Source organism: Aureimonas fodinaquatilis (assembly GCF_008369445.1).
GTDB classification, from domain to species: domain Bacteria; phylum Pseudomonadota; class Alphaproteobacteria; order Rhizobiales; family Rhizobiaceae; genus Aureimonas; species Aureimonas fodinaquatilis.
In genome coordinates, this window is record NZ_VTWH01000001.1 from 1,257,846 (window position 1) to 1,281,706 (window position 23,861).

13 protein-coding genes, 1 other RNA gene and 1 pseudogene are annotated in these 23,861 nt (G+C 57.2%); 6 read left to right on the top strand and 9 right to left on the bottom strand.

The window, feature by feature from the left end:
• Window positions 1-183: 183 nt before the first annotated feature.
• A pseudogene (locus tag FPY71_RS05870) lies at window positions 184-2,364 on the bottom strand (ATP-dependent helicase); the annotation flags it as partial.
• Window positions 2,365-2,731: 367 nt separating this feature from the next.
• On the opposite strand from FPY71_RS05870, the gene FPY71_RS05875 reads away from it, so the two are divergent.
• A complete protein-coding gene (locus tag FPY71_RS05875) occupies window positions 2,732-6,355 on the top strand; it encodes an AsmA family protein (RefSeq protein ID WP_149298466.1) in 3,624 nt (1,207 codons plus the stop codon).
• 44 nt (window positions 6,356-6,399) lie between these two features.
• Here FPY71_RS05875 and FPY71_RS05880 read toward each other — a convergent pair whose 3' ends face one another.
• The 4 genes from FPY71_RS05880 to ssrA all read right to left on the bottom strand — a co-directional run bounded on the left by FPY71_RS05880 (window position 6,400) and on the right by ssrA (window position 8,021).
• On the bottom strand, window positions 6,400-6,681 hold the full coding sequence (locus FPY71_RS05880) for a ribbon-helix-helix domain-containing protein (RefSeq protein WP_149298468.1): 282 nt from the start codon (window positions 6,679-6,681) through the stop codon (window positions 6,400-6,402).
• Complete coding sequence (locus FPY71_RS05885) at window positions 6,678-6,875, bottom strand: DUF4169 family protein (RefSeq protein ID WP_149298470.1); 198 nt, start codon at window positions 6,873-6,875, stop codon at window positions 6,678-6,680. Before FPY71_RS05885 ends, FPY71_RS05880 begins: the two co-directional genes overlap by 4 nt.
• A 9-nt stretch (window positions 6,876-6,884) precedes the next feature.
• Window positions 6,885-7,448, bottom strand: coding sequence for an SspB family protein (locus tag FPY71_RS05890; RefSeq protein ID WP_149298472.1), 564 nt, complete (start codon window positions 7,446-7,448; stop codon window positions 6,885-6,887).
• 215 nt (window positions 7,449-7,663) lie between these two features.
• Window positions 7,664-8,021: a transfer-messenger RNA gene (gene ssrA, locus FPY71_RS05895) on the bottom strand.
• Window positions 8,022-8,148: 127 nt separating this feature from the next.
• On the opposite strand from ssrA, the gene FPY71_RS05900 reads away from it, so the two are divergent.
• Window positions 8,149-8,943: a thymidylate synthase gene (locus tag FPY71_RS05900; protein WP_149298474.1), complete on the top strand. Its 795-nt coding sequence runs from the start codon at window positions 8,149-8,151 to the stop codon at window positions 8,941-8,943.
• A gap of 116 nt (window positions 8,944-9,059) precedes the next feature.
• Here the strand turns inward: FPY71_RS05900 and dgcA are convergent, their stop codons facing one another.
• Window positions 9,060-10,043 carry an N-acetyl-D-Glu racemase DgcA gene (gene dgcA / locus FPY71_RS05905; RefSeq protein WP_149298476.1) on the bottom strand — a complete coding sequence of 328 codons (984 nt, stop codon included), beginning with the start codon at window positions 10,041-10,043 and terminating at the stop codon, window positions 9,060-9,062.
• Between the two features lie 137 nt (window positions 10,044-10,180).
• Between dgcA and FPY71_RS05910 the strand changes: the two genes are divergently transcribed.
• Genes FPY71_RS05910 through FPY71_RS05925 form a run of 4 tightly spaced genes read left to right on the top strand, consistent with a single transcriptional unit; the run spans window position 10,181 to window position 14,516 of the window.
• Window positions 10,181-11,350, top strand: a complete 1,170-nt coding sequence (locus tag FPY71_RS05910) for an ABC transporter permease (protein ID WP_149298478.1) — start codon at window positions 10,181-10,183, stop codon at window positions 11,348-11,350.
• The gene (locus FPY71_RS05915; RefSeq protein ID WP_149298480.1) at window positions 11,331-12,200 is read left to right on the top strand and encodes an ABC transporter ATP-binding protein; all 870 of its coding nucleotides are present in this window, start codon (window positions 11,331-11,333) and stop codon (window positions 12,198-12,200) included. The genes FPY71_RS05910 and FPY71_RS05915 overlap by 20 nt, the downstream gene beginning before the upstream one ends.
• Window positions 12,187-13,872 (top strand): MlaD family protein, encoded by a 1,686-nt coding sequence (locus FPY71_RS05920; protein ID WP_188052223.1) that lies wholly within the window; start codon window positions 12,187-12,189, stop codon window positions 13,870-13,872. The genes FPY71_RS05915 and FPY71_RS05920 overlap by 14 nt, the downstream gene beginning before the upstream one ends.
• Complete coding sequence (locus FPY71_RS05925; RefSeq protein WP_246160144.1) at window positions 13,869-14,516, top strand: ABC-type transport auxiliary lipoprotein family protein; 648 nt, start codon at window positions 13,869-13,871, stop codon at window positions 14,514-14,516. Before FPY71_RS05920 ends, FPY71_RS05925 begins: the two co-directional genes overlap by 4 nt.
• Before the next feature lie 191 nt (window positions 14,517-14,707).
• On the opposite strand, the gene FPY71_RS05930 is transcribed toward FPY71_RS05925, so the two are convergent.
• The 3 genes from FPY71_RS05930 to FPY71_RS05940 all read right to left on the bottom strand — a co-directional run bounded on the left by FPY71_RS05930 (window position 14,708) and on the right by FPY71_RS05940 (window position 23,583).
• On the bottom strand, window positions 14,708-15,769 hold the full coding sequence (locus tag FPY71_RS05930) for an alpha/beta hydrolase family protein (RefSeq protein WP_149298484.1): 1,062 nt from the start codon (window positions 15,767-15,769) through the stop codon (window positions 14,708-14,710).
• Window positions 15,770-15,865: 96 nt separating this feature from the next.
• Window positions 15,866-16,957, bottom strand: a complete 1,092-nt coding sequence (locus tag FPY71_RS05935) for a helix-turn-helix transcriptional regulator (RefSeq protein ID WP_149298486.1) — start codon at window positions 16,955-16,957, stop codon at window positions 15,866-15,868.
• A gap of 164 nt (window positions 16,958-17,121) precedes the next feature.
• Entirely contained in the window at window positions 17,122-23,583 is a 6,462-nt protein-coding gene (locus tag FPY71_RS05940; RefSeq protein WP_188052224.1) for an apolipoprotein A-IV repeat region-like domain-containing protein, read from the bottom strand.
• Window positions 23,584-23,861: the final 278 nt, after the last annotated feature.

The window sequence follows — 23,861 nt, forward strand, 5'->3', positions numbered from 1 at the left end:
GTAAAGGCCTGCACCCTTGCGTGGCGGCTGGTTTGATCCTCGCGATGCCTGGGCAACATAGGGTTCGTTCATCCTGCCGGCAAAGCCCGTGGCAGGTTCGTTGCGGGTGGTGCCATCGCGATTGATGTATTTGTCTGCCCGCCGGGCCGCATTGTCACGCGGGTTGCTGCCGGAAACGCCGTTTTCACCATAAGAAATACGGCCATCGCGCCCGCCGGGGTAGCCTCCCGCCTGAGCGGCAGCCTGCGCGCGCTTCCAGCCCGGCGTCTGGTAGGAAGACGTGGAAAACGCATCCTGGTCCCAGCGGCTCGCGCCATAGCCGCCGTAGGAAGATGAGGCCTCAGCCACTTCCACATGCGCCTCTGGCAACTCCTCCAGAAACCGGGAAGGGATTGTGCTCTGCCACAGGCCATGAATGCGCCGGTTGGAAACAAACCAGATCTTGACCCGCTTCTTGCCCCGCGTCAGCCCCACATATGCCAGCCTGCGCTCTTCCTCCAGTCCAGAGCGCCCACCTTCATCCAGCGAGCGCTGGTGCGGAAACAATCCTTCCTCCCAACCGGGAAGAAACACGGTCTCGAATTCCAGCCCTTTGGCCGAATGCAGCGTCATGATTGATACCGCATCCATGCTTTCGTTCTGCTCAGTGTCCATAACAAGCGCAATATGCTCCAGGAAACCGGGCAGGCTGTCATAGTCATCCATCGAGCGGATCAACTCTTTCAGATTGTCCAGCCGCCCCGGCGCTTCCGCTGACCGGTCGTTCTGCCACATCGCAGTATATCCGGATTCCTCCAGAATGGTTTCGGCCAGATCGGTGTGCCGCATGTGGGTGACCATCTCGCCCCAACGGCGGAAATTGTGGACGATTTCTGCCAAAGCTGCGCGGGGGCGAGGCTTGAACTCCTCGCCCTCAATCAATTCCCCGGCAGCGGCCAGCAGCGGAATGTTTTTTGCACGCGCATACTCATGCAGAAGCTTGATGGCAACATCGCCAAGCCCGCGCTTGGGCGTGTTGACAATCCGCTCAAAGGCCAGATCATCGGCCGGCTGCACGGTGACCCGGAAATAGGCAAGCGCATCGCGAATTTCCATTCGCTCATAAAAGCGGGGGCCGCCGATGACCCGGTAATTCAGGCCCAGCGTTACGAACCGGTCTTCAAAGCCGCGCATTTGAAACGAGGCGCGCACCAGAATGGCCATGTCGTTCAACGCATGGCCCTTGCGCTGCAACTGCTCGATCTCTTCGCCAATGGCGCGGGCTTCTTCCTCGCTGTCCCAGGCGTTGGTGACAGCAACCTTGTCATGTTCGGGATCAACAAGATCGGTGAAAAGGGTTTTGCCCAACCGCCCTTCATTATGCGCTATCAGATGCGCGGCGGCGCCGAGAATGTGCTGGGTCGAGCGATAATTTCGCTCCAGCCTGATAACCTTTGCGCCGGGAAAATCTTTCTCAAACCGCAGGATATTGTCGACTTCTGCGCCACGCCAGCCATAAATGGACTGGTCATCATCGCCCACGCAGCAGAGGTTGGGCTGCTGCCCCGCCGGCCGCTGTGCCAGCAGCCGCAGCCACAGATATTGTGCGATGTTGGTGTCCTGATATTCGTCCACCAGAATGTAACGAAACCGGCGGTGATATTCTGCCAGCAGATCGGGATGATTGCGCAGAATGTTGATAGGATGCATCAGCAAATCGCCGAAATCTGCTGCATTCAGAGTTAAAAGCCGGTCCTGATAAGCCTGATACAGCTTTCTGCCGCGACCTTCGGCGAAGGCGCGTGCGTCACCCTGTGGTATCTGGTCTGGGGTCAGTCCCTTGTTCTTCCAACCATCCATCAGACTGGCAAACATCTTTGCCGGCCATCTTTTGTCGTCCAGTTGCTCGGCTTGCAGCAATTGCTTGATCAGGCGGATCTGGTCGTCCGTATCCAGAATGGTGAAGTTGGATCGAAGCCCGACAAGTTCCGCATGACGGCGCAGCATTTTTACGCCGATGGAGTGGAATGTGCCCAGCCATGGCATGCCTTCCACTTCCTGCCCGACCATGTGGCCGATTCGGTGTTTCATCTCCCGCGCGGCTTTGTTGGTGAATGTTACAGCCAGAATTTGTGACGGGTGCGCACGCTTTGTAGCCAGAATATGCGCAATGCGGCTGGTGAGAACGCGTGTTTTACCTGTGCCTGCGCCAGCCAGTACCAGAACCGGCCCCTCTGTGGACTCCACAGCGTCGCGCTGTTCGTCGTTCAGCCCGGAAAGATAGCCCGCATGGGTTGTGGCGGGGGCAGCGCCGCGTGCGGCCAGGGCTCTGGCTGCAATGCCGGACGGTTTCATCGGGGGTAATTTATCGCTTGAATCGTTCATCACGCTTAGTTTAGTCAAATTCCAGGAGAACACTAGGGGAACATGGTTTTGGCAGTAGGCATAAAGCATTTCCCGTTAAAGCGGAATCGCTTTAACGACAGGACAATGCGAAAGCAAAAGGCCGGCATTTCCCGTTAAAGCGGAATCGCTTTAACGACAGGACAATGCGAAAGCAAAAGGCCGGCATTTCCCGTTAAAGCGGAATCGCTTTAACGACAGGACAATGCGAGGGGAGAAGTGGTGTGGGCGGCATGGGTGATCGAAAGATGACTTGAATCGCAACAAGTATTGCTACTCGACAAAGCAATCAATGTCTGGCCTATCCTCACACAGACCGCAAGCATGCAGGTTGAAGGAGATCATAACGGTGAAACTGTTCATCGCCATTGGCGGCGTTGTCGTGGCACTGTTGATGGCGGCGCTGGTCGCGCCGTATTTTATCGACTGGACAGCGTATCGTACGGCTTTTGAAACAGAGTCAGAGCGTATTCTTGGCCATCCGGTCAAAGTGCGCGGGGAGGCTTCTGCGCGCCTTTTGCCGTTTCCGAGCCTGACATTCACCGATGTGACAATTGGGCGCGAGGGGGCGGGTGAAATTTCCGTCACGCTGGAGAGCTTCCGAATGGACGCGGAACTGGCACCTTATCTTTCAGGCGAAATCAGAATTTTCCAGATGGAGCTGGGCAAGCCGCATCTGGTGCTGCCCTATGGCGCCGGGTCCACCAGCCCACAGATTCCCGCAAGTCTGGATGGCGGCGCCAATGTGGTTCTGGAAAACATTCTGGTAACCGATGGCTCCATCAGCCTGCAAAATGGCACGAACGGCCAGCGCCGCGAATTGAAATCCATCAATGCCAGTCTTTCGGCCCGCACTTTGCGTGGGCCATTTGCCGGTGGTGGCACGCTTGTCAGTGGTGGTGAAGCATTGCAGTTTCAGCTTTCCTCCGGTGTTGTGGAAACGGGTGGCCACTGGCCATTTCGGCTGACGCTGACGTCCAACCGGCTGGCTGCCTCGTTTGCCTTTGATGGCTCGACAGAGCTGGGGGATGGCGGCACTGATTTTGCCGGTAATTTTGAAATGCTGTCGCCGGCGGCTGGCATGCCGCTATCCGACACTCTGCCGCCCGTGCGCGCCACAAGCAAAATTGCGTTTGCCAGCAGCGAGGCGCAGCTCACAGATGTGCGGGTGGAAGTGGGCAAGGGTGAGCGTCCCTACGTGCTGAAAGGCCAAGGGCAGATTCTGCTTGGCAGCATTCCGCATTTCGATCTGGCACTGGATGGCGAGCAGGTCGATGTGGACGCAATTGCCGGGCAAACGCTGGATGAAGGCGTTGTGCCGACGTTCGCAAACCGGGTGGAAGCACTGCGAAGCACATTGGCAGCGGTGCCGCCGGTGCCAATTCCCGGGCAGGTGACGCTTGCATTGCCGGTGGTAACGATTGGCGACACGGTTCTGCGCGGCATCAGCGTTGTCGGCTCGCCAAGTGTGGAGGGCTGGGGCGTCAGCGATTTTCGTGCAGAGTTGCCCGGTCGTACGCTGGTGGAGGCAGAAGGCTTTATCAGCGCCCGTGAAAGGTTGAGCTTCCGTGGGGATATGCTGGTTGCCTCTCGCCACCCGGCCGGCCTGGTCAGTTGGCTGGGCGGTGATGCAGGGTCGAGTCTGTCGCAGATGACCCGGGCAGGCTTTTCGGCACGCGTGGAACTGGCACCCGAGCGGCAATTGCTGGATGCACTGGAAGTGGATGTTGGCGGCCAGATCCTGAGCGGCAGGGTGGAGCAGATTTTGCAGGCAGGCGGCAATGCATTGTCTGCGGACTTGTCCGGAGAGGCCGTCGACCTGAACAGTTTCAACTCCTTTGCAAAACTGTTCACTGGCGAGTCTGTTTTGTCCAATGCCTATAACGTACTGGATATCCGCTTTAATGCCGGGCCAGTGGCTCTTGACGGGCAGTCGGCGCAGCGGCTGGAAGTTGACCTGACCAAATCCCATGACATTCTGGATCTGCAGACGCTGGTGGTGGAAAATCTGGGCGGCGCAAATCTGGAAGCGCGTGGAACAATTGCCAATCTGGCTGCTGCTCCACAGCCAGACCTGGCGTTTGATATCACCATGGACGGGCCATCCGATCTGGGCCGGGTCTTGCAGCAATTTGCTCCGCAGTGGCCTGTTGCGCAGACTGTTGCCGCAAAGCTGGGCGCGCAAACTCCATTGGCCCTGACTGGAACCTTGTCCTCGTCGGAAGAGCCTGGCCTGTTCGAAGCCGCTGTTAGCGGGCAGGCTGCCGGGACAGATATCAGCGTCAACGCAACAATCGATCCGGACGCCAGCAAGCGCCAAAGGCTGGCAGTTTCCCTTGGCGATGCAAACGCGTTGGAACTGTTGCAGCAGTTCGGCTTCGCCGGATTTGATATTGGTCTTCCGTCTCCCTTGCAGATTTCGCTCAATTTGGATGGCGCGCCAGATCAGGCGCAGACGGCAATGACGGTTCTTGCGCCGGATTTTTCCTTCAGCGCGCAAGGTCCAACCCGTTGGAATGCAAACGGCTTTGTTGAAGGCACTTTGCAGACAAAGCTGCAAACCGCAGACCTGTCGCCTTGGCTCACCGCTGCTGGAGTAGCCTTTGTGCAGGGGCTGGACGCTGTTTCGGCAGATGTGTCTGCCACGCTGGCAAGTTCGGCAGAGGGCTGGTCGATATCGGAGGCTTCAGGGCAGCTTGGCGATGTGCAGATTAGTGCTGCCGATCTGACGCGGGAGGCAGCCATGCCGGTGCGCGGCAGCATAGCTGTTTCCGGCCTTTCGCTGCCATGGTTGGCAACGATGGTCTACGGCGTGGAGCCAACTGGCAATCCATGGCCAGACACCGCCCTTGGCACATCCTTGCTGTCGCAGCTTCCCGAATTTGCCATTTCAATGACCGCCGGAAAGCTGTGGATTGATGCGCAGACTGAATTGAGCGATGTCACGGCACAAATTGCGGGTTCCACCAGCAGTCTGCAGTTTGGCGATGTCGCCGGCACTTACGCTGGCGGGCAGGTTGCCGGAGCCGCCACCTTCAGCAATTCCTCAGGTTTCGGCACGTTGGAATTTGATGTGACCGCGCAGAATATCGCCCTGCCGCAAGACGCCGCGGTGACAGGGCTGGTGTCAGGACAGCTTGCTGGTCGTGCTTCTGGCCAGACCTATCAGGAAATGGTCGGGTCAATCACAGGCGGCGGCGAGGCTTCAATTCAGAATGCCGGCTTCACCGGTTTCAACCCGCCGGAACTGGTGACGCTGCTTGGCCATGCCGATGCGCAGGAGTTTCAGTCTGCCGCGCAAGGCATTGATGTTCTGGCTGCCACTTCAACCGCCGCACCAAGAACGCTTGCACAGGTCAGCTTCCCGCTGAAGCTTGCCCTTGGCACGGCAATGGCAGGGCCATTCAGGCAGGTGGTGGAGACTGAAACACTTACCGGTCAGGCAAGTCTGAAACTGGCGGACTGGTCCGCCACGGCGTCTCTGGGTGTGATTTATCAGCCGCCGGAAGGCGAATTCACCGGCGATGCCATCCCCAGCCTCACCTATGGCCTGTCGGGTTCGCAGAACGACCATTTCGCCGTTGCAGATGTTTCGCCTCTGGCAAGCTATATCTCTCAGCGTGCCTATAACAACGAGCAGATCCGTGTGCAGGATATGCGGGATGACCTGCAGGAAACATTGCGCCTGCGCCGCGAGGCCCGGTATTTTGAAGGATTGAACCGCCAGCGAGAGGCTGAAGAAGAAGCACGGCAGCAACAATTGCTTGAGCAGGAGGCTTTGCGCCGCGCCGCTATCTCAGCTCAGCGTCAGGAGGCAGCACCCGTTCCGTTGCCCGCACCGGACATCCAAACGGTTCCGCCCGAGCCAGCGCCTCAAGCCGAGACAGCAGAGCCTTTCCGCTACGATTTGCCGGATTTGAATTTGCCGGAAAGTTATGATGGCTTGCCGGGAGTCAACCCGACTTTGCAATGACGGGCTCCATGCGGCATCGACTTGCGCATGCCGCTGATGTGCGATCAGCCCTTGCCAGACACAGCTCTCAGGGCAGGTTGAACAGGCGACGTTTCCGCCTCACTGGCTGGCGCAGGCAAGCGAGACAGAGCATCTGACAGCACAAAAACACGCAATGCTGAAGACAGGTTTTCTTCCTTGCCGCGTGCCCGGTCAATTTCCGCGATCAGGGCGGCAAGCGACAGTTCACGCCGCGCTGCTATGCCTTTCAGGCAGTTCCAGAATAATTCCTCAATGCTGATTGAGGTGCGGTGACCTTTGATTGCCACAGACCGTTTAACAATCATTTCTTCTTCCCACCCGGATCAATTTCCAGACGCGCACCATCAAGCCGCTGGCGAGTTTCTTTGTTTTCAACCGCGGCCATGGCTTTGTCACGCTTCGAAAGGCCATGAATCAGGCGGTTCTGTTCTGCATCATCCGCCGCCTTCTGGCGGGCAACCCGTTTTCTGGCCGTGCGAAGATTAACAATGTCCGCCACGTTCAACCTTCAAGGCTTTTTGCGAAATGCATCCAGCGAAACGACATCGGCCGAAGGCTTTTCTTCGGCTGCCTCGTCAGCACCGTCATCAGCGTCGTCTTCATCTGTCGATGGTGGCTCATCGGCGTCAACGCTTGCGACAGGCGCGGGGCGGGCAGGCGCATCCGCAATGCTGGCTACCGAGGCACCGTCCGGTTGCTCATTGGCAGCTTCAACTTCGCGAACGTCAAATTCCAGCTCGAAGTTCACCGCAGGATCATAGAAGCCGCGAATGGCGTTGAATGGAATGAGCAGTCTTTCGGGAATGTCAGAGAAGGAAAGGCCGATTTCGAAAGCTGTATCGTTGACCGAAAGGTCCCAATACTGATGCTGGATGACGATTGTCATCAATTCCGGATATTTTTCCCGGAGACGGGAAGAAATGCGCACGCCGGGAGCGGACGTCAGAAAGGTGACGAAGAAGTGATGCTCTCCGGGCAGGCCGGTTTTGACAACCTCGTGCAGAACCTTACGGATAACGCCCCGTAATGCGTCCTGCGCCAGAATATCGTAGCGGATGAGATCCTGACTCATAAGGCGACCTGTTTGCTCATTGTACCGGCAACTGCTGCGCCGGATGACTGTTGAGCCGAATTGCTTTCCGATTGAAAACACCAGCTTGATTTTCTCTTAGCTTGTGTTTGCGGCGCATGAAAGTCCTGTCAAACCCGGTTGCGAATAAATGTTTGCAAAGGGGAATAATGGTCACGCAATTGCTGGTTGCGAAAAAGTGCGTTTTTAAAGGAAAAGGTGAAGGCTTCTGTTGCCAGGTGCCTTCGAACCCCGCCTGCAAGTGCGAACCCGCAGGGCTTAATTTGAAGCTATCGCACCGCGTTAAGCGGCGAGACGTGCTTCCGCATAGTTGTCGTTTGCAACTACTTTAACAGCCCGATGACGGTGGTACCATGCCGAGCGAAAGTCCGATCTTTACACCCTCGTCGATCCTATTTCGCCCCCGCCTCAACCCCTTGACTGCAAGGGACTCAGGTGGAGGCGCCGGGTACCGCCCCCGGGTCCGAATGGTTTATTGCACCGGCAGTTTATCGCCATAGCCGGATCAAGTCCGACAGGAGCTATATAAGCACAGGAAAGGCATCTGAAAAGCGTTTGCCACAGGAAATTGTTGTCAAGCTTGCGAAGGCCATGGCGCAGAGGCCGGTTTGTGCTAGAGAATTGTGAACGCCTTGGTTGCTGACTTTCCCTGACCGGTTTGAAATTTCGAACGGAATTCATCATGCGCGCTTATCTCGATCTTCTTTCCCGTGTTCTTGAAGAAGGCGTTGATCGCGATGACAGAACCGGCACCGGCACTCGCTCGGTGTTCGGCCACCAGATGCGGTTTGATCTGGCGGAAGGTTTTCCGCTGGTTACAACCAAAAAACTGCATCTGCGTTCAATCATCCATGAGCTGCTGTGGTTTCTGCAGGGCGATACCAATATTGCCTATCTGAAGGAAAACGGTGTTCGCATCTGGGATGAGTGGGCGGACGAAAATGGCGAGCTTGGCCCGGTTTATGGTGCGCAATGGCGCTCTTGGCCAGACTATAATGGCGGGCATATTGACCAGATTCAGCAGGTGCTGAGTGCGATATCAACCAACCCGAATTCCCGGCGGTTGATTGTTTCTGCATGGAACCCGGCTCTGGTGGATGAAATGGCACTGCCGCCCTGCCACTGCCTGTTTCAGTTTTATGTGTCCAATGGCCGCCTGTCCTGCCAGCTTTATCAACGGTCGGCGGATATTTTTCTGGGCATACCGTTCAACATCGCCTCTTACGCGCTGCTGACACAAATGGTGGCGCAGGTTTGCGGCCTCAAACCGGGTGATTTTGTGCACACTCTGGGCGATGCGCACCTCTATTCCAACCATTTTGATCAGGCGAGAGAACAGCTTCGTCGCCAACCCCGCCCATTGCCAACACTGGAATTGAACCCCGAAGTGCGGGATCTTTTTGGCTTCCGGTTCGAAGACATAACGATTTCGAACTATGATCCGCACCCGCATATCAAGGCTGAAGTTGCGGTTTAGCCGTCTCTGTCGCAACGTCCTGACGTTGAACGAAACTGTTTCAACGGGAAATGTTGAAACTCTCTTTTTGTCGCATTGTCCTGACGTTGAAACAAAACTGTTTCAACGGGAAATGCTTATCCCCACAAAGCAGGCTCAGGCGGGGAAACAGTGGACGGGCCGTAGAACAACCCGTTCGGCCGGTCTTTCGCCAGCAACAGAGGTCCGTCCAGGTCCACAAAATCGGCATCCTGCGCCAATATCAATGCTGGTGCCATGGCCAGTGATGTTCCAACCATGCAGCCAACCATAACGCCAAAGCCAAGCTTGCGGGCATAGGTCATAAACTCCAGCCCTTCAGTCAGTCCGCCGGTCTTGTCCAGCTTGAGATTCACATAGTCATATCGCCCGCACAATTTGTCGAGATCACGCGTCTGATGCACCGATTCATCGGCGCAAATCGGCACGGGATGCGGTATCCGTGCCAGAAGATCGTCCTGCCCGGCGGGCAAGGGCTGTTCCACCAGGCTTGCGTGAATTGCCGCCGCGGCCCGCATGTTCTGGCGAATATTGTCCGGCGTCCACCCTTCATTCGCGTCGATGATCAGCCGTGTGTTCCGGGCCGCGGCACGCACCGCGCGCATTCGGTCTGCATCATTTTCCCCGCCAACCTTGATTTTCAAAACCGTGCGATGCGCCATTTTGCTGGCATTGGCCGCCATGGCCGCGGGCGTGTCGAGAGAAATTGTATAAGCAGTGTCAACCGGCCTTGCCGGCAGAACCCCCAATAGCTGCTCTATGTTGGTGCCGTTGGATTTGGCCTCAAGGTCCCAGAGCGCACAATCCAGCGCATTGCGTGCCGCACCCGCTGCCATGTCCTGCGCCAGGCTGCGGCGCGATGCACCGGATTCAATGCCGGTGCGCATCAACTCGATGCTCTGCACCACGCTTTCAACGGTTTCGCCGTATCGGGAATAGGGAACGCACTCACCATGGCCGCTGCCATATTCATCGCTGATGCTGACTTTCACCACCACCGCCTCGGTTTTCGACCCGCGGGAAATGGTAAAGGCGGAAATCAGTGGAAATCGCTCAACTGTGACCGAAAGACGACGTGCCATGAAAACCTCGTTGTAACAACCTGAATTACCAAATGCTTCGGTGACAAGCTAAACCGGGTTAGCTACCGTTGCCGAACGCTCGAATCGGCTGATGGTCGTGCAGACTGATACTTCATGGCGGAGCTTTCTACGATACAATGGCGGATATTTCGCAGACCGGCGAGAGACAGGTAGCAGTACCACAGATTTCTGCTGAAAAAGCCGGTGACGCCGTTCAACTGGCCATCAGCGGTGACTGGCTGGCCCGCACAGTCGGTAGCGTAGAGAAAAACGTCAACAAAACTCTGAACACCAACCTTGGCACAGCCGTTGCCGTTGACTGCCAGAATGTTGGCCGGCTGGACACATCCGGCGCTTATCTGATTGAGCGGCTGGTGCGTGGCCTGACCGAAAAAGGTGCCAAGGTCACGCTGGAGGGTGTGGGCAAGGCCAGCGAACCGCTGTTTGAAGTTGTTCGCCGCTCTCTCGACACCAAGCATGTGGAAGAAGCAAAACCGCGCCGCAACAAGCTGCTGGACATGCTTGAAGGGCTTGGCCGCTGGGTTGTGAATGTCGTTCAGGAATTTATCGATGGCCTGAACATCATCGGCGCATCGCTTTATGGTGCAGGCCGGCGGCTGACGGGCCAGACCCAGTTTCGCCCTGCCGCTATCGTGTCTCAAATGGACCATATGGGCGTGCGCGCTCTGCCGATCATCACCTTGATGAGCTTTCTGATTGGCGGCGTCATTGCGCAGCAGGGCGCGTTTCAACTGCGCTATTTCGGCGCGGAAATTTTTGTGGTTGACCTGGTCGGCATTCTGCAACTGCGTGAAATCGGGGTGCTGCTCACGGCCATCATGATTGCCGGGCGCTCCGGCAGCGCCATCACCGCTGAAATTGGCTCGATGAAAATGCGGGAAGAAGTGGATGCGCTGCGCGTTATCGGGCTCAATCCGATTGGCGTTCTGGTTTTTCCCCGCCTTCTGGCGCTGACGCTGGTGCTGCCGCTTCTGGCCATCGTGGCAGATCTGGCCGGCATTGCCGGCGCCATGGTGGTCACCTATTTCTATTCCGGCATAACGCCGGAAGCGTTCATCATGCGGCTGCGCGGGGCAATTGACGTCGGCACCATTCTTGCCGGCGTTATCAAGGCTCCATTCATGGCCATCATCATTGGCGTTGTCGCAGCCTCCGAAGGGTTGAAAGTCGGCGGCAGTGCTGAAAGTCTTGGCCGCTGCGTTACCTCCTCTGTGGTCAAATCCATCTTCCTCGTTATCCTTCTTGATGCCATGTTCGCGATTTTCTATGCAGCCATCGGATATTAAGCCAGCCAGCAACCGGAACGACGGCGCTGAGCCGGAGGTGATCATCACCTGCCGGGATGTGACCGTGCGCTTCGGCTCCAAAACCATTCTCGAAGGTCTTTCGATGGATGTGCGGCGGGGCGAAATTCTGGGTTTTGTCGGCGCTTCCGGCACCGGAAAGTCGGTTTTGCTGCGTACCATTCTGGGGCTGAACGCCAAACAGAAAGGCACGATCGAGATTTTCGGCACCGATTATGAGCGGGCAAGCGATGCGGAGCGCCTGGCGGTTGAACAGCGCTGGGGCGTGTTGTTCCAGCAGGGTGCCTTGTTCTCATCGCTGACGGTTCTTGAAAATATTCAGGTTCCCATGCGGGAATATCTCGATATTTCGCCCAAGCTTATGGAAGAGCTGGCGCGACTGAAAATCGATCTTGTCGGGCTGGCTGCGGATGCCGCCGGCAAATTCCCGTCAGAGCTTTCCGGAGGTATGATCAAACGCGCGGCGCTGGCGCGTGCGCTGTCACTGGACCCGGATATTGTTTTTCTGGACGAGCCGACATCGGGCCTGGACCCGATTGGCGCGGCAGAATTTGACGAATTGATCATGACTTTGCGTGATACTCTGGGCTTGACCGTTTACATGGTCACGCACGATCTGGACAGCCTGTTTCATGCCTGTGACCGAATTGCCGTTCTGGGCAAAAAACGTGTGCTGGTAGAGGGGGATCTGGCAACAATGCTGGCAAGTGATGACCCATGGGTGCGAAGCTACTTCCATGGCAAACGGGCCCGCAGCGTTGTGACTGAAGAGAACCAGCCGGTAGATGGCGACAAAACGGGTATTGCAAGCCCGACGGATGGGAACGTTTAACACTATGGAAAACCGCGCCAATTACATCCTTGTCGGGCTTTTTACCCTGGTCATTCTGGCTCTGAGCTTCGGCTTTATCTACTGGTCAGCCAATGTGTCAGATGCCAATCGGCGAGTTCCGCTGATTGTCAGAATTGAGGGCACAGTGTCTGGTCTGTCGGTTGGCAGTCAGGTTCTGTTCAATGGTCTGGCGGTTGGTGCTGTCACAAATCTGCGCATCGACCCGAACAATCCGCGCGTGGTTATTGCGACAACGATGGTTGACCGCACCACGCCCATCACCACCTCCACCACCGCGACGCTCGGTTCCCAAGGCTTGACGGGTGTCAGCTTTATCGGCCTGAGCGGCGGCAATGTGAATGATCGAAACATCATTGAATCCGCACTTGCCCAGGGCGCAACCCCGGTTATTCGGGCCAGTCCGTCAGACGTGACGGACATTCTGGCAACTGCCCGCGATATTTCCGAACGCGCCAACAATATTCTGGGTGAGTTTGAAAAGCTGGTCCGCGAGGTTGGCCCTGCGGTCAGAACCACCGCCAGCAATATTGCCAGCACATCGGAACACGTCGAAGTGTTCACCGCCAGCCTGGCGGCCAATGCTGACCAGATTCCGGACTTTGTCGCCAGCCTTGGGCGTTTGTCGGAAAGCGCCAATACCGTTGCGCTTCGCCTGCCACCGCTGATCGACAATGCATCCAACTTCATCAATGCGCTGGATGTCGAATCCGTCAACAAGTCTGTGCAGAATGTCACCGCCATTACGCAGGCAGTGCGTGACCAGACAGACAATTTCACCAGCGCGGTTGAATCCGTCACATCCACCGCTCGCAGCCTGGGCCGGGTTGGCGATGTCATCAATGACAATATCAACTCGGTGAACCAGTTTGTAGCAGCGCTCGGCCCAATTTCCACGCAGGCGCAGTCGGTGGCTGAAAAGCTGGACACAACTCTTGAATCCGCTCAGTCGGTTGTTTCGTCCATCAACCCGGATGAAGTTCGCTCCACAATTGCAAGCGTTCGCCAGTTCTCTGATGCGTTGAGCGCACAGTCGGACACATTGAGTGGAATATTCACGGGCACTCAGACCGTTCTGTCATCATTGAACAGGGCGTTGGATGGCGTGGATGGAACCCGAAGACAGATTGACCAGCTTCTTGCCGGTATCAATCCTCAGGATGTGACGCGTGCATTTGGCCAGATCACATCGGCGACGACCAATATTGCCAGCGCCGCCGAGTCGGTGAACAACATAGCAACGGATCTTGGCAATCGGCGTGAAGAAATTGACCGGATCATTGCCAATACAGACACGACAACCGCCAATCTGCGCGCAGCATCTGTGCAGGTCCAGTCCATCCTCGGCTCTGTTGATGGCATGGTCAACAGCCCGGATGGGCAGGGGCTTGCGGAAGAAGCGCGGGTAACATTGCGCTCCATTCGTGAAACGGCGGATATTATTCGCGTCAACATTGGTCCCATCGCGGCCAATCTGAACAGCTTCTCCGGACAGGGGCTGAACGATGCGCGCGCGTTGATACGCGAAGCAACCGGCGCAATCTCTCGGATTGAGCGGGCCATTATCGGTTTGGCAAACAATCCAAGCCGGATCATTTACGGCGGCAGTGGTTCCGGTCAGGTTCGCGAATTTGACGGGCGGAACCGTCGATGAGCAAGCAACGGGCGTTTTCGGTACACTTGAGTGAAGAGGGCAGTATGGCAGGGAAAACCTTTTTGAAAGCCGGTATTCTGGCTGCCGTGGCACTGAGCCTCAGCGCCTGCGCCTCGCTGACGCCACCGCCGCAGACATTTGACCTTAATCCGCCCACGCGCGCGGTTGCGGGCACGCGCGTGGCCAATATTCAGGTTCTGGTGCCAGAGCCAACCACCAACAGCACCCTGGACAGCGAGCGCATTGTGGTTATGCCTTCCACCCAAACGGTGGAATATCTGGGCGGCAGCCAATGGAGCGACAGGCTGCCACGGCTGGTGCAGTTGCAACTGGTTCAGGCCTTCCAGAATTCGGGCAGAGTTGCCGCAGTGGGCATTCCTGGCCAAGGTCTGGCGATTGATTATCAGGTGGTGATTGAAATCCGCCATTTTGAAATCTCATATGCTTCCGGCAGCCCGGTTGCCAATATCGAGCTGGCTGTCAAAGCGTTGAACGACAAAACCGGCATCGTCCGCGCCACCCGAATTTTCAAGGTTTCAGAGCCTGTATCTGGACAGGGCAGCGGCCAGTTCGTGGCGGCGCTGAACTCGGCATTCGACCGTTTGTCACTGGAACTGGTTGAATGGTTCGTCCGCGCCGCGTGATGTGAATGGGTAGTCTGCGCGACCGATTCAGGTCGTGCAGATCTCCCAGGGAAGGATAAGCTTAAGCGCCGGTGCTTGAGCCGGAAATGCCGGGGCAGACATGTCACGCTTCAGTCTGAAGCAATCCAGCCCCCCGGGGGCGACCTCTCATTCAAGCGGCCATTCAGAGGCGACGGACTCCATGCCGGCTGTCAGCGGGCAGTTTGCAGCTCTCGGGCAAAAGCCGCACTGACCATCTTGATCAACTGCTCATGAATTTCGCGGCGGGACTGCCCACCACCGTCGAAACAGATGGGATCACCCACTTTTTCTGCCTCTGCAATTGCCGCACCCTTGGGTTTGCACTCACCAAACATGCTGTAATGGCTGGCATCTTCGATGATTGAATACCTGCTCCGCGCAATCAACTTGGCAATTTCGGATGCAAGCGCGGTTTGGGGTATGGATTCCGGGTGGCCAAGGTTGACCAGGTCAACAGGAATGGAGATCCCGGCAAAGGAGCCAGGCTTGAACACGTCTGCCGGAGCAGGGTCAATCGCCATAACAAACAGGATCCTTTCGTCCTCGTTGTTGCGACCAGCCAGACCCATATCCAATGCATGAAGGTCGACACCACTTTGCCTTACCCACTCGCAAAGAGATGCGTTGAGCGTGTCTGTGTCGCAATAGCCTGCCAGACGCATCGGGTCGAAACGCGCACCGGCCAACGCAAGGGCGGTGCCGCCACCCATTGAGAGCCCAAGTGCTCCGATTTTTCCTTCTGCAAGATGATCCTGGAAAAGTGGCAACTTCTGCATCAGATCCAGAGTCGCACTGATGTCGGCTGGCCGCAGCCAGAGTTTCATTGTTTCAGCGGCTGATCTGGTTACTCCGCCATTCCCGGGATGAGCCGGAGCCGCGACTATAAACCCCTGCTTTGCCAATGGTGTTGCCAGCCAGCTTGCGGCCTGCGGATTTCCGCCCAGACCGGCGCCATGGGAAAGCAGGATTACCGGATATTTTCCGCGAGAGATCGGCGCTTCGAGCATGGCATTCGTGCCCTCAAAGAACACGCTCTCGCCGAGAGTCACCTGTTTGCCGCCGGCATCCGCAGGGTACCAGACGGTCATGGCGAGATCTCTGTTCCGCTCCTGCGAGTGAGTGACGAATTCTTGCACGCCAACAAATTCGCCAGCGGCAACGGGGTGGTTCAGCATCAGAATTGCAGAGATTGTGCTGCAAAACATCAATGCGATGTCTGTGATCGTTTTCATGGATGGCTCTTGTGGCTGTGGGATCAGCCCAAGCCTTGCCGGGAAACACTGAACGATGCGTCCTTGAACGCGTTTTCGAACGTGCGAGATCAGGATTCAGGTCGTTTTGTGCGATGGATACGGACCAGCCTGCGAGGTCGTTTCTGCTGCCGCAGATATCAGGCCGCCGCCACGCCGGTAGCTGGTGGGAGTCATGCCCGTTACGCGCAGAAATTCCCGGTTGAAGTTTGACTTGGTGCCAAAGCCTGATTCCAGCATGATTGTGGTGACTGGATCACGCGTTGTAACCAGCCGCGCCTTCGCATCGTTGACGCGGTATTCGTTCACAATCTGAGAGATGTTGCGACTGTAGACCCGGTTCAGGGCGCTGGAAATCTGTCGCGCCGGAATGCCTGAACGCCGTGCAAGCCGCCCCAATGTCAGGTCCGGATCGCGATAGAGATTTTGCTCCAGCATCAAACTGTCCACGCGTTTTGCTATGGCTTCGTCATCTTCCGTGCTCGTGGCTGCCAGCAGCGGTGAGAAAGCGGCAAAATCGTCCGCAGCGACATTCGTCTGCATGTCGGGGCGAGTGCGGTCTGCAACCGTTGCGGCGTAGCCCGCAATTGCCAGCCACAGGACGCTTGAAATGGCCAAGACCGTTTGCGCCTGTCTGCCGTCACCGAACTGGAAATCGAGCGAAATAATCGCGTCAATGAAGGCCGTGGCGATCAGCATGATCGCCATTGCAATGAGCGCTTTGTGCGCGGTCCATTCATCTGCGATACGGACCGCGGAAAGTGCCTCCGGCCCTTTCCGCGCAAGCCGTAAGAGCGCAAAACCGTATCCGAGATAAATGGCAATCAGAACAACATCGATTGGTGCGCGCCAGAAGGCGACCAGAAGCGCAACGAGAGCGGCCGGCATCAGGTGCGGCAAAAGGTGCTTGAAGCCTGAACTGCCGTTGCTGTGCAGTTGACTGAATGCTGCAAAGGACAGCGCTGGAAGGATGGCCGCACCGACGGGTTGAATGAAACGAGCAGAATGCCAGCCGACACTCCAGTTCAGTCCTGACAGAACCGCTTGAGCCGCAAATGCAGCAATCAGCAGGTGAGAGAGACCGAGTTTCTGTTCCCCCTGCCGGATCATCCGCACAAGGAGAAGGCACAGGAACAGGGAAATTACAAAAGGCAGCGGTATCGACGGCATGCACGACCATTATCACAAATTGGCATTCGGATTTTGCTTTAACCTGCCTTGGCAATCGAACCACAGGCCCAACAACACGCAGCGTCGAGCTGAAACGCCCGACATAAAAAACGCCGCGCTTCTGACTGAAGCGCGGCGGCTTTTATGGTCAAAGGTGGTTAGGCTCAGACACCAAACCGCCCCGATGCATGGGCAAGCATCGTGTAAACCTTGCCCGTGTCGGACACCAGATATTCGCCAACGCGGCGGCCGTCTGGCTCGCGGCGCTGCAGATCATTCATCAGCGCTTCGAAATCTGCGATGTAGCGATCCACAGCCTGTTTGAAATCCTGTTCGCGCTGGTATTTGCGACGAACCTCATCAAATGTCTGCTGACCTTTTGTTGTGTAAAGCCGGCGCGTGAAGACGTTCTTTTCCCCGCGGCGATAGCGATCCCACAACTCAACGGCTGCCTCGTGTTCCATCGCCACTGCAATGTCGGTTGACAGTGAGTTGAGTGAGTCCACAACGCTGCGTGATGGCACATTGCGTGCCGGCAGTGGCTGTTCGGCAAATTCGGCTGTCAGCGCAGCTTCCAGCGCATCCGCTTCCTTTTCCTCTTCCGCCGAGGCGCGGCGCAGAAGGTCTGACACCCAGCCACGACCCTTTGGAGCGGAGGCGGGTGATGATGTTGCCGGCGCAGCCGGAACAACGGGCTGTGGTGCCGTTGCTGCGGTTGCTGTGGCTGTTCCATGAGGTCTTGCAGGGTAGGCAGTATCAACCCGGCGTGGCTCTACCGGACCGCGCATGTCGCGTGCCAGATTGCCATCCGCGCTGATGCCACCCACGGCTCGCCGTTCAAACTCCTGCACCGACACACGCTGTTCTTCTTCCCGAACCGGAACCGACACGGCGACTGGCGCTGCCTGCGGGCGTACGGCAGGCCGTGCGTCCAATGTACGGCCAGACTGCGAAACAATCTCGCCCAGTTCCTTCAGTGCGCGGATCTGGTCAGATACGGCCCTGCGCATGGCCTGTGTGCTTTCGCGGGCTTCATCCGGCAGTTCGAAAACGCCGCGCTTGAGTTCCTGACGTGTGGACTCCAGCTCCTGACGAAGATTTGCTGCTGTTGACTGCATTTCTTCCGTGGCCTGAACGAAGCGACGATTGGCCTCGTCCAATGCAACTGACAGGCTGTCACGCATTTTCTCAACTGCGGAGGACGAACTGGTCTGCGTAGCCTCGATACGGCGGCTGATAACCTCTTCCAGCGAACGAACGGTTTTTGAGATTTCTTCCGAACGCTCGGACAGGCCGGTTGCCAGCGTTTCCAGGCCAGAGCGACGCTCTTCCAGGGTATGGCTCATATTGGACTGAACAGCATCCAGCATATGCGCGGCTTCTGTCAGCATTGAACTCTGTTCGGAAAGCCGCTCGGCAATCGCGTCCACGCGCTCGTAAGTGCCGGTCGAAATCTGATCGAGCCGCGAGACATTCTCGCTGAACTGATCGGTCGAGTGCTGCATGATGCCCACTGCGCGCTGCGTGCCATCGGACAGCTTGCCAGCGGTTTCGGCAAAACCCTGTTCGACGGTGTTCAACTCGGTCTTGGCTTCGTCCACCAGCTTGCCAAGCATGCCGGTGGCATTGTTGATCCGGTGGATCAACTGGCCAGCTTCCAGAACCAGATTTTCCTGCGCGTCGGAAACCAGAGACGCTGCATTTTCCGAGCTTTGCTGCAGGTTTTCGCCAACTTGTACCGATTTGGCTGAAACCTCGTCCATCAAACGGCGTGCGTGGCGGCTGAACGATTCCACAAGGCTGGCGTTTTCCTGCTGCAGACGTTCGGCAGCTTCGCGTGCGCTTTCGCCAAGTGTCGATGCCAGCGCGTTGCCTTCTTCTGCCAGGCGGTTGAAGAGCGGGCGGGCTTCTTCATCCAGCAAGCGCGAAATCTCGCCATTGCGATAAGCCAGCATTTCTTCCAGAGCCTGCACCCGTTCGGCAAAGGCGTCGCCAACCGCCTGCGCTCGGTTGGAAAGCGAATTTTCATTGGCCTCCAGCCGCAGGCTCAGTTCGCTTGCAAATGCGTTGGTTGCTTCCACCACCTGTTCACGCGCCCGGTCGGCCTCGAGGCGAATTGCACGAGAGATGCCGGACAGGGTTGCGGAAATTTCGTGCGTGTCGCGGGTCAGTATGTCCTTGGCCTCACGTGCATCTTCAATCAGGCGGCCGGAAATTGCACTGGAGGCTTCTTCGGCCTCACTGCGCAGGGCAGCACTGGCAGACCCGATATCCTTGCCAATGGTGATGGCAACATTTTCCAGCACATCGGCGAAGCGCTCTGCCTGCGAGTCCAGCTGCCGGCGCAGTTCATTGCTGCGCTCGTCCATTTTTTCAATCGTGTCGGCAAGGCCAGCAAGCATTTCAGAGGCGCCAGTGCCAAGAGCCTGCCGAACCTCGGCTGTGACGTCACGCACCCGTCCTGCGGCGTTGTCCAGGTCGCCCGTCAGATCAAGCGAATGGGTGGCCAGTTCCTTGCGAATTTCGTCAATTTTGTCGGTGAGAATGCGCGCTGCTTCCTCAACACCGAACGCCATGTTTCTGGCGTTGCTGGTCAGCGACTGTCTGGAAACGCCACCGGCCTCTGACAGCATGGCGCTGGCCGAAGCAATGGTCTCTGCAAGAGCCTGTGCTTCGCCGGTCAGCTGACCGCGTGCGCCTTCGGTCTGCAGGCGGAATTTCTCAGACAGTGAGTCAAGGTTGCCAACAAATTCGCCGGCCATATCCGCAAGCTTGCCGCGAGCGGCTTCCGCTTCGGTACGCATGGCAAGGGAAGCGCCAGCGAGATGGGTAACAAGCTGCTGGTTGTCGCCAGTCAAAGCCTCGCGGCTTGCCTGTGTCGCCTCGTGCAATTGTTCCGTGGCCGAGCGGATTTCTGCCGTCATCCGGCTCAGATCCTGCATCAGCTTGGCGCGGGCATCTTCGCCCATTCCCGCCATGTTGCTGCTTGCAAACTGAACCTGCTCCACAAACTGTGCAGTCTGCTGATCCAGTTCGGCGCGTGCATCTGCTGCGCTGCGCACCATTTCTCCGGTGGCGCCAAGTATGGAGTCGCGAACAGCCTCGGCAATCTGCGCTGTTCGGCCGGCCAAGGTTTTTTCAACGCTGGCAAGGCCACGCTCCAGCGTGGTGTTGATTGCGCTTGTCCGCTCGTCAAACGACTGTGTGATGTTCTGCGATCCGGTGGAGAGGACCGTTTCAAGCTGGGTCTGCCGGTCTTCCAGTGCAGAGGACAGACGGCCATCGGCTTCAACGAATGCAGCGCGCAGTTCAGCTACCCTGTCATCCAGCGCCTGCGCAATATCGGCATTGCTGCGTCCCAGCTCTGTGGAAAGCCTGCCGGCCTTTTCTTCCAGTTCTGCCAGGAAGGAAGAATGGGCGCCATCAAACAGGCCACCAATGGTTTCAAGGCGGCTGTCAATGCCTTCAAACAGACCGGTCCGCAGATCCGATCCCACAAGTCTGATCTGGCTCGTGCGGCTTTCCAGCCCTTCGACCAGCGACCGCAGGGCCAGCTCCATTGCGCCAAGAGCAGTGGTTGCACTGGTCTGGATGCTGCTGGCAAATTCCTGCCGTCCGGACGTAATGCTCTCTGAGAACTCTGCGGCGGACTGATCAATTCCCGAAAGCAGGTGCGCACGCGATTCATCAACAACACTGCGCAGTTTTTCAACCCGCTCACCCAGCCGGACAGACACGCCCTCAACCACATCGTCAAAGCCGCTTTCAAGGCGGATTGCATGTTCGGTGATGCGAGAAGCCAGCTCGTTGCGGTCGTTTTCAGACCTTGCAAGTGCAGCCTCCAGTCGCTGGATGGCCTCGATATCAATGGCATCATTCTGCCGGTCAAGCGACGCGATAATCTGGCGACCGGCGGATTCCAGTGCCTCTTCGCCAGCAGCAATTCTGTCCGCGATCATGCGGGACAGTTCGCGGCTGCTTTCGTCCAGATTGGCGAACAGCGAAGTTGCATGGCTTTCGAGCGAGGAAGACAGCGTTTTCGTGCCTTCTTCCATGAAATGAGCCAGCGAGTTGCGGCGTTCTTCCAGAAGGCTGGCAATCAGGCCCATGCGCTGTTCCAGCCCGGACTCCAGCATTTCGCGGTTTTCTTCCACCAGGCTGATAATCTGGCGCGAACGATCATTGATCTTGTCGGCCAGCAATTCGGTCTTGCCTTCAAATCCACGAAGCAGGCGACCATCCACATCTTCCAGAAGAGCGGCCAGCCGCTCGACATTGCGGTCAATAGCTCCGGTGATTGCGCCACTATGCTCGTCCAGCGTCGAAACCATGGTTTCACGCGCCAGCGCCAGAGATGTGTCAAGGTCGGTGACACGCTCTGACAGGCTGGCGGTAACCAGATCCACCCGCTCGCCAATCTGACCGGAGAGCAGACGTGAGCGCTGATCAAAGTCTTCCAGCAGGCGACTATCGACGCTTTGAAGCATCGTCGACAATTGCTCGACACCGGTATCAACGGCAGTTGCAACCGCTTTGCCGCGCTCTTCCATAGTGGCGGCAAGATTTTCCTGAGTGAATGCCAGCGTGGTTTCAATATCGCCGATACGGTCGGTAACCAGCATGTCAAATGCCTTGGCCCGCGCATCGAGCATCTCAGCCACGACTGCCGCACGGTTTTCGAACACGGATTCGGCATTGGCCAAAGCTTCTGCGGCACGGTCGGCAACGGCCGACTGACCTGTGGCAAAAATTGTACCAATCTGATCACTGCGCTCGGCATAGACCTTCTCAAGATTGGTCACGCCGACATCCAGCGCATTGCCGATCTGGCTTGCAGAGGTTTCGATAGCCTCAACCTGCTGGCCCAATGTGCCAACAATGTCCTGACCCTGATTGTTGATGAAGAGTTCCAGACGCTGCAGGCGCTGTTCAAAGCGGCTCAGCACATCTTCGCCCTTTGTCTGAAGCAGGTTCAGGCTTCTGGCAATCTTGTCGTCAAACTGCTGGTCCACATCGGAAGCCATACGTCCAGCCTCGCCCGAAAGGGCAGAAAGCCGGGTTTCGACATGCGAACTGACCAGTTCCGTAAAGCGTGCGCTTGCGTCGTTGATCTTTTCAGCGCGCTCGGCCAGCATGGTTTCAAGGCTGTTGAGAAACAGCGTGTTATCGACGCTCCAGTTCTCGCTGCCATTCGAAAGAGCGCCGGAAATTTTTTCGTTGGCGCTGTTGATTGCAGCGTGGATCCGGTCGCTCAATTCTGTAGCGCCACGGGTAATTTCCTCGGCCTTGCGCTCAAGCTCACCTGAACGTTCTTCAATCAACCGGTTGACCGCCTCGGTCGCCTCACTCAAACGCTGTCCGGCTTCATCCGCAGTTGAGGCAATGCGGGCGGCCAGTTCCTGGCCTGTGCTGTCCAGCGCCGCCTGCGTGGTGCCGCTCTGTTCCTGGAAAAAGCGAGTCAGACTACGGCTCTGCTCTTCATAATGACGCGAGATCTCATTCGTCCGGTCGTCCAGCAGCGCGGTGAAATTGTGGGCAGCAGTCTCAATGCGCTCGGCCGCATGCTCCGATGCGCCTTCAACATCATTGGAAAGCCGCTGGTGCGAACCGATGAGGAGCGAGCGGACCTGCTCGGCGTGGCTCAGCATGGCCTCACGTTCGGTGCCAAGTTCGCCAACAAGACCGCGCACGCGCACTTCATTATCAGCAAAGCTGCGCTCCAGCCCGGCCACTTCTTCGGCAATCCGCTGCTCGAAAGCCATCAGGCGGGCCATGGGAGCGTCAATTGCTTCCGAAGGGCGGAAACCAGCGGCACGCCCCTGGTCACTCTGACCGATGCGCAGCGCCACCTCGGCAAGCGAACGGCTCATCAGCCGCAAATCCTGCATACGGCGAACCATTGCCGAGAAGCCGAGAATCATAAGCGCAGGCAATACACCGCCCGCGACAAACAGCGCCGAGGATGCACCCGCATTGGCGCCTGTCAGATTTTCGATACCGAAATAGCCAAGTGTCGCATATCCGGCCAGACCCACCCAGGCAGCCGCGGCCATACCACCAATGGCCAGCGGGCGGGCCGAAGCCTTGCGGCTCAACAACCCGTCTGCAATGACACCGGCAGACCGGCGCTCATCATTGGCGGGGGCGGGCTGGAAGCTCTGCTGTTCGGCGCGTGCTGCAGCCTGCGCCGACACAGCGGCAGCAGCAGTTGCAGCCACTTCCGGCCGAAATGCCGGTTCGTTTGCTGCAGGTTCAGCGGCGGCGGACAGCCCAGCCTGCAGATTATCCTCGTCCGGGTCGGAAGGTGCAAAGGCCAGGTCGTCTGACATGTTGGGTTCGGAAACCCACTCATTGTCTTGAATTGATTTTAGAATGTTGTCTTCATGATCATCCAAGACCATATCGGGCTCAGGCTGTTCGACAACGGTTTCTTCCACCTTGAAGGCGCTGGCGGCGGCTTTCAGGTTTCGGTCGAATTCCTCGAAGACGATATCGAAATCCTCATCCGGAACTTTCTGAGATGTGCTCGGCTCATCGTCCGCGAACTGCGCATCCCGAAACGCCTCTTCGAGTTCGCGTTCGATCATCGCTTCATCGGAAAGCTCGACCGTTCTGATCTTCGACATTGTGCGCCGCCTTGCATTTCGTTTGCATTCACCCGCCATAATTTCCGTTATGAACGATGGCCGGGCGGGTGAAGCGTTTCGTTTATGAGACCATAAAAAACAGCAATCCCGTATCTTTATGGTAGAGATGGGGCAAACAGAAGGGAACTGTAAAACCCGGTTCCCGCCGCAAAGTTTAAAATAAGGTTAACAAGATTTGCCATCAGGAGTTGAGTTTCCTTGTGTGGCAATGGTTTGCGCCGATTGCTCTGTTAACTTTCTTCCGGCGGTTTGGCTCC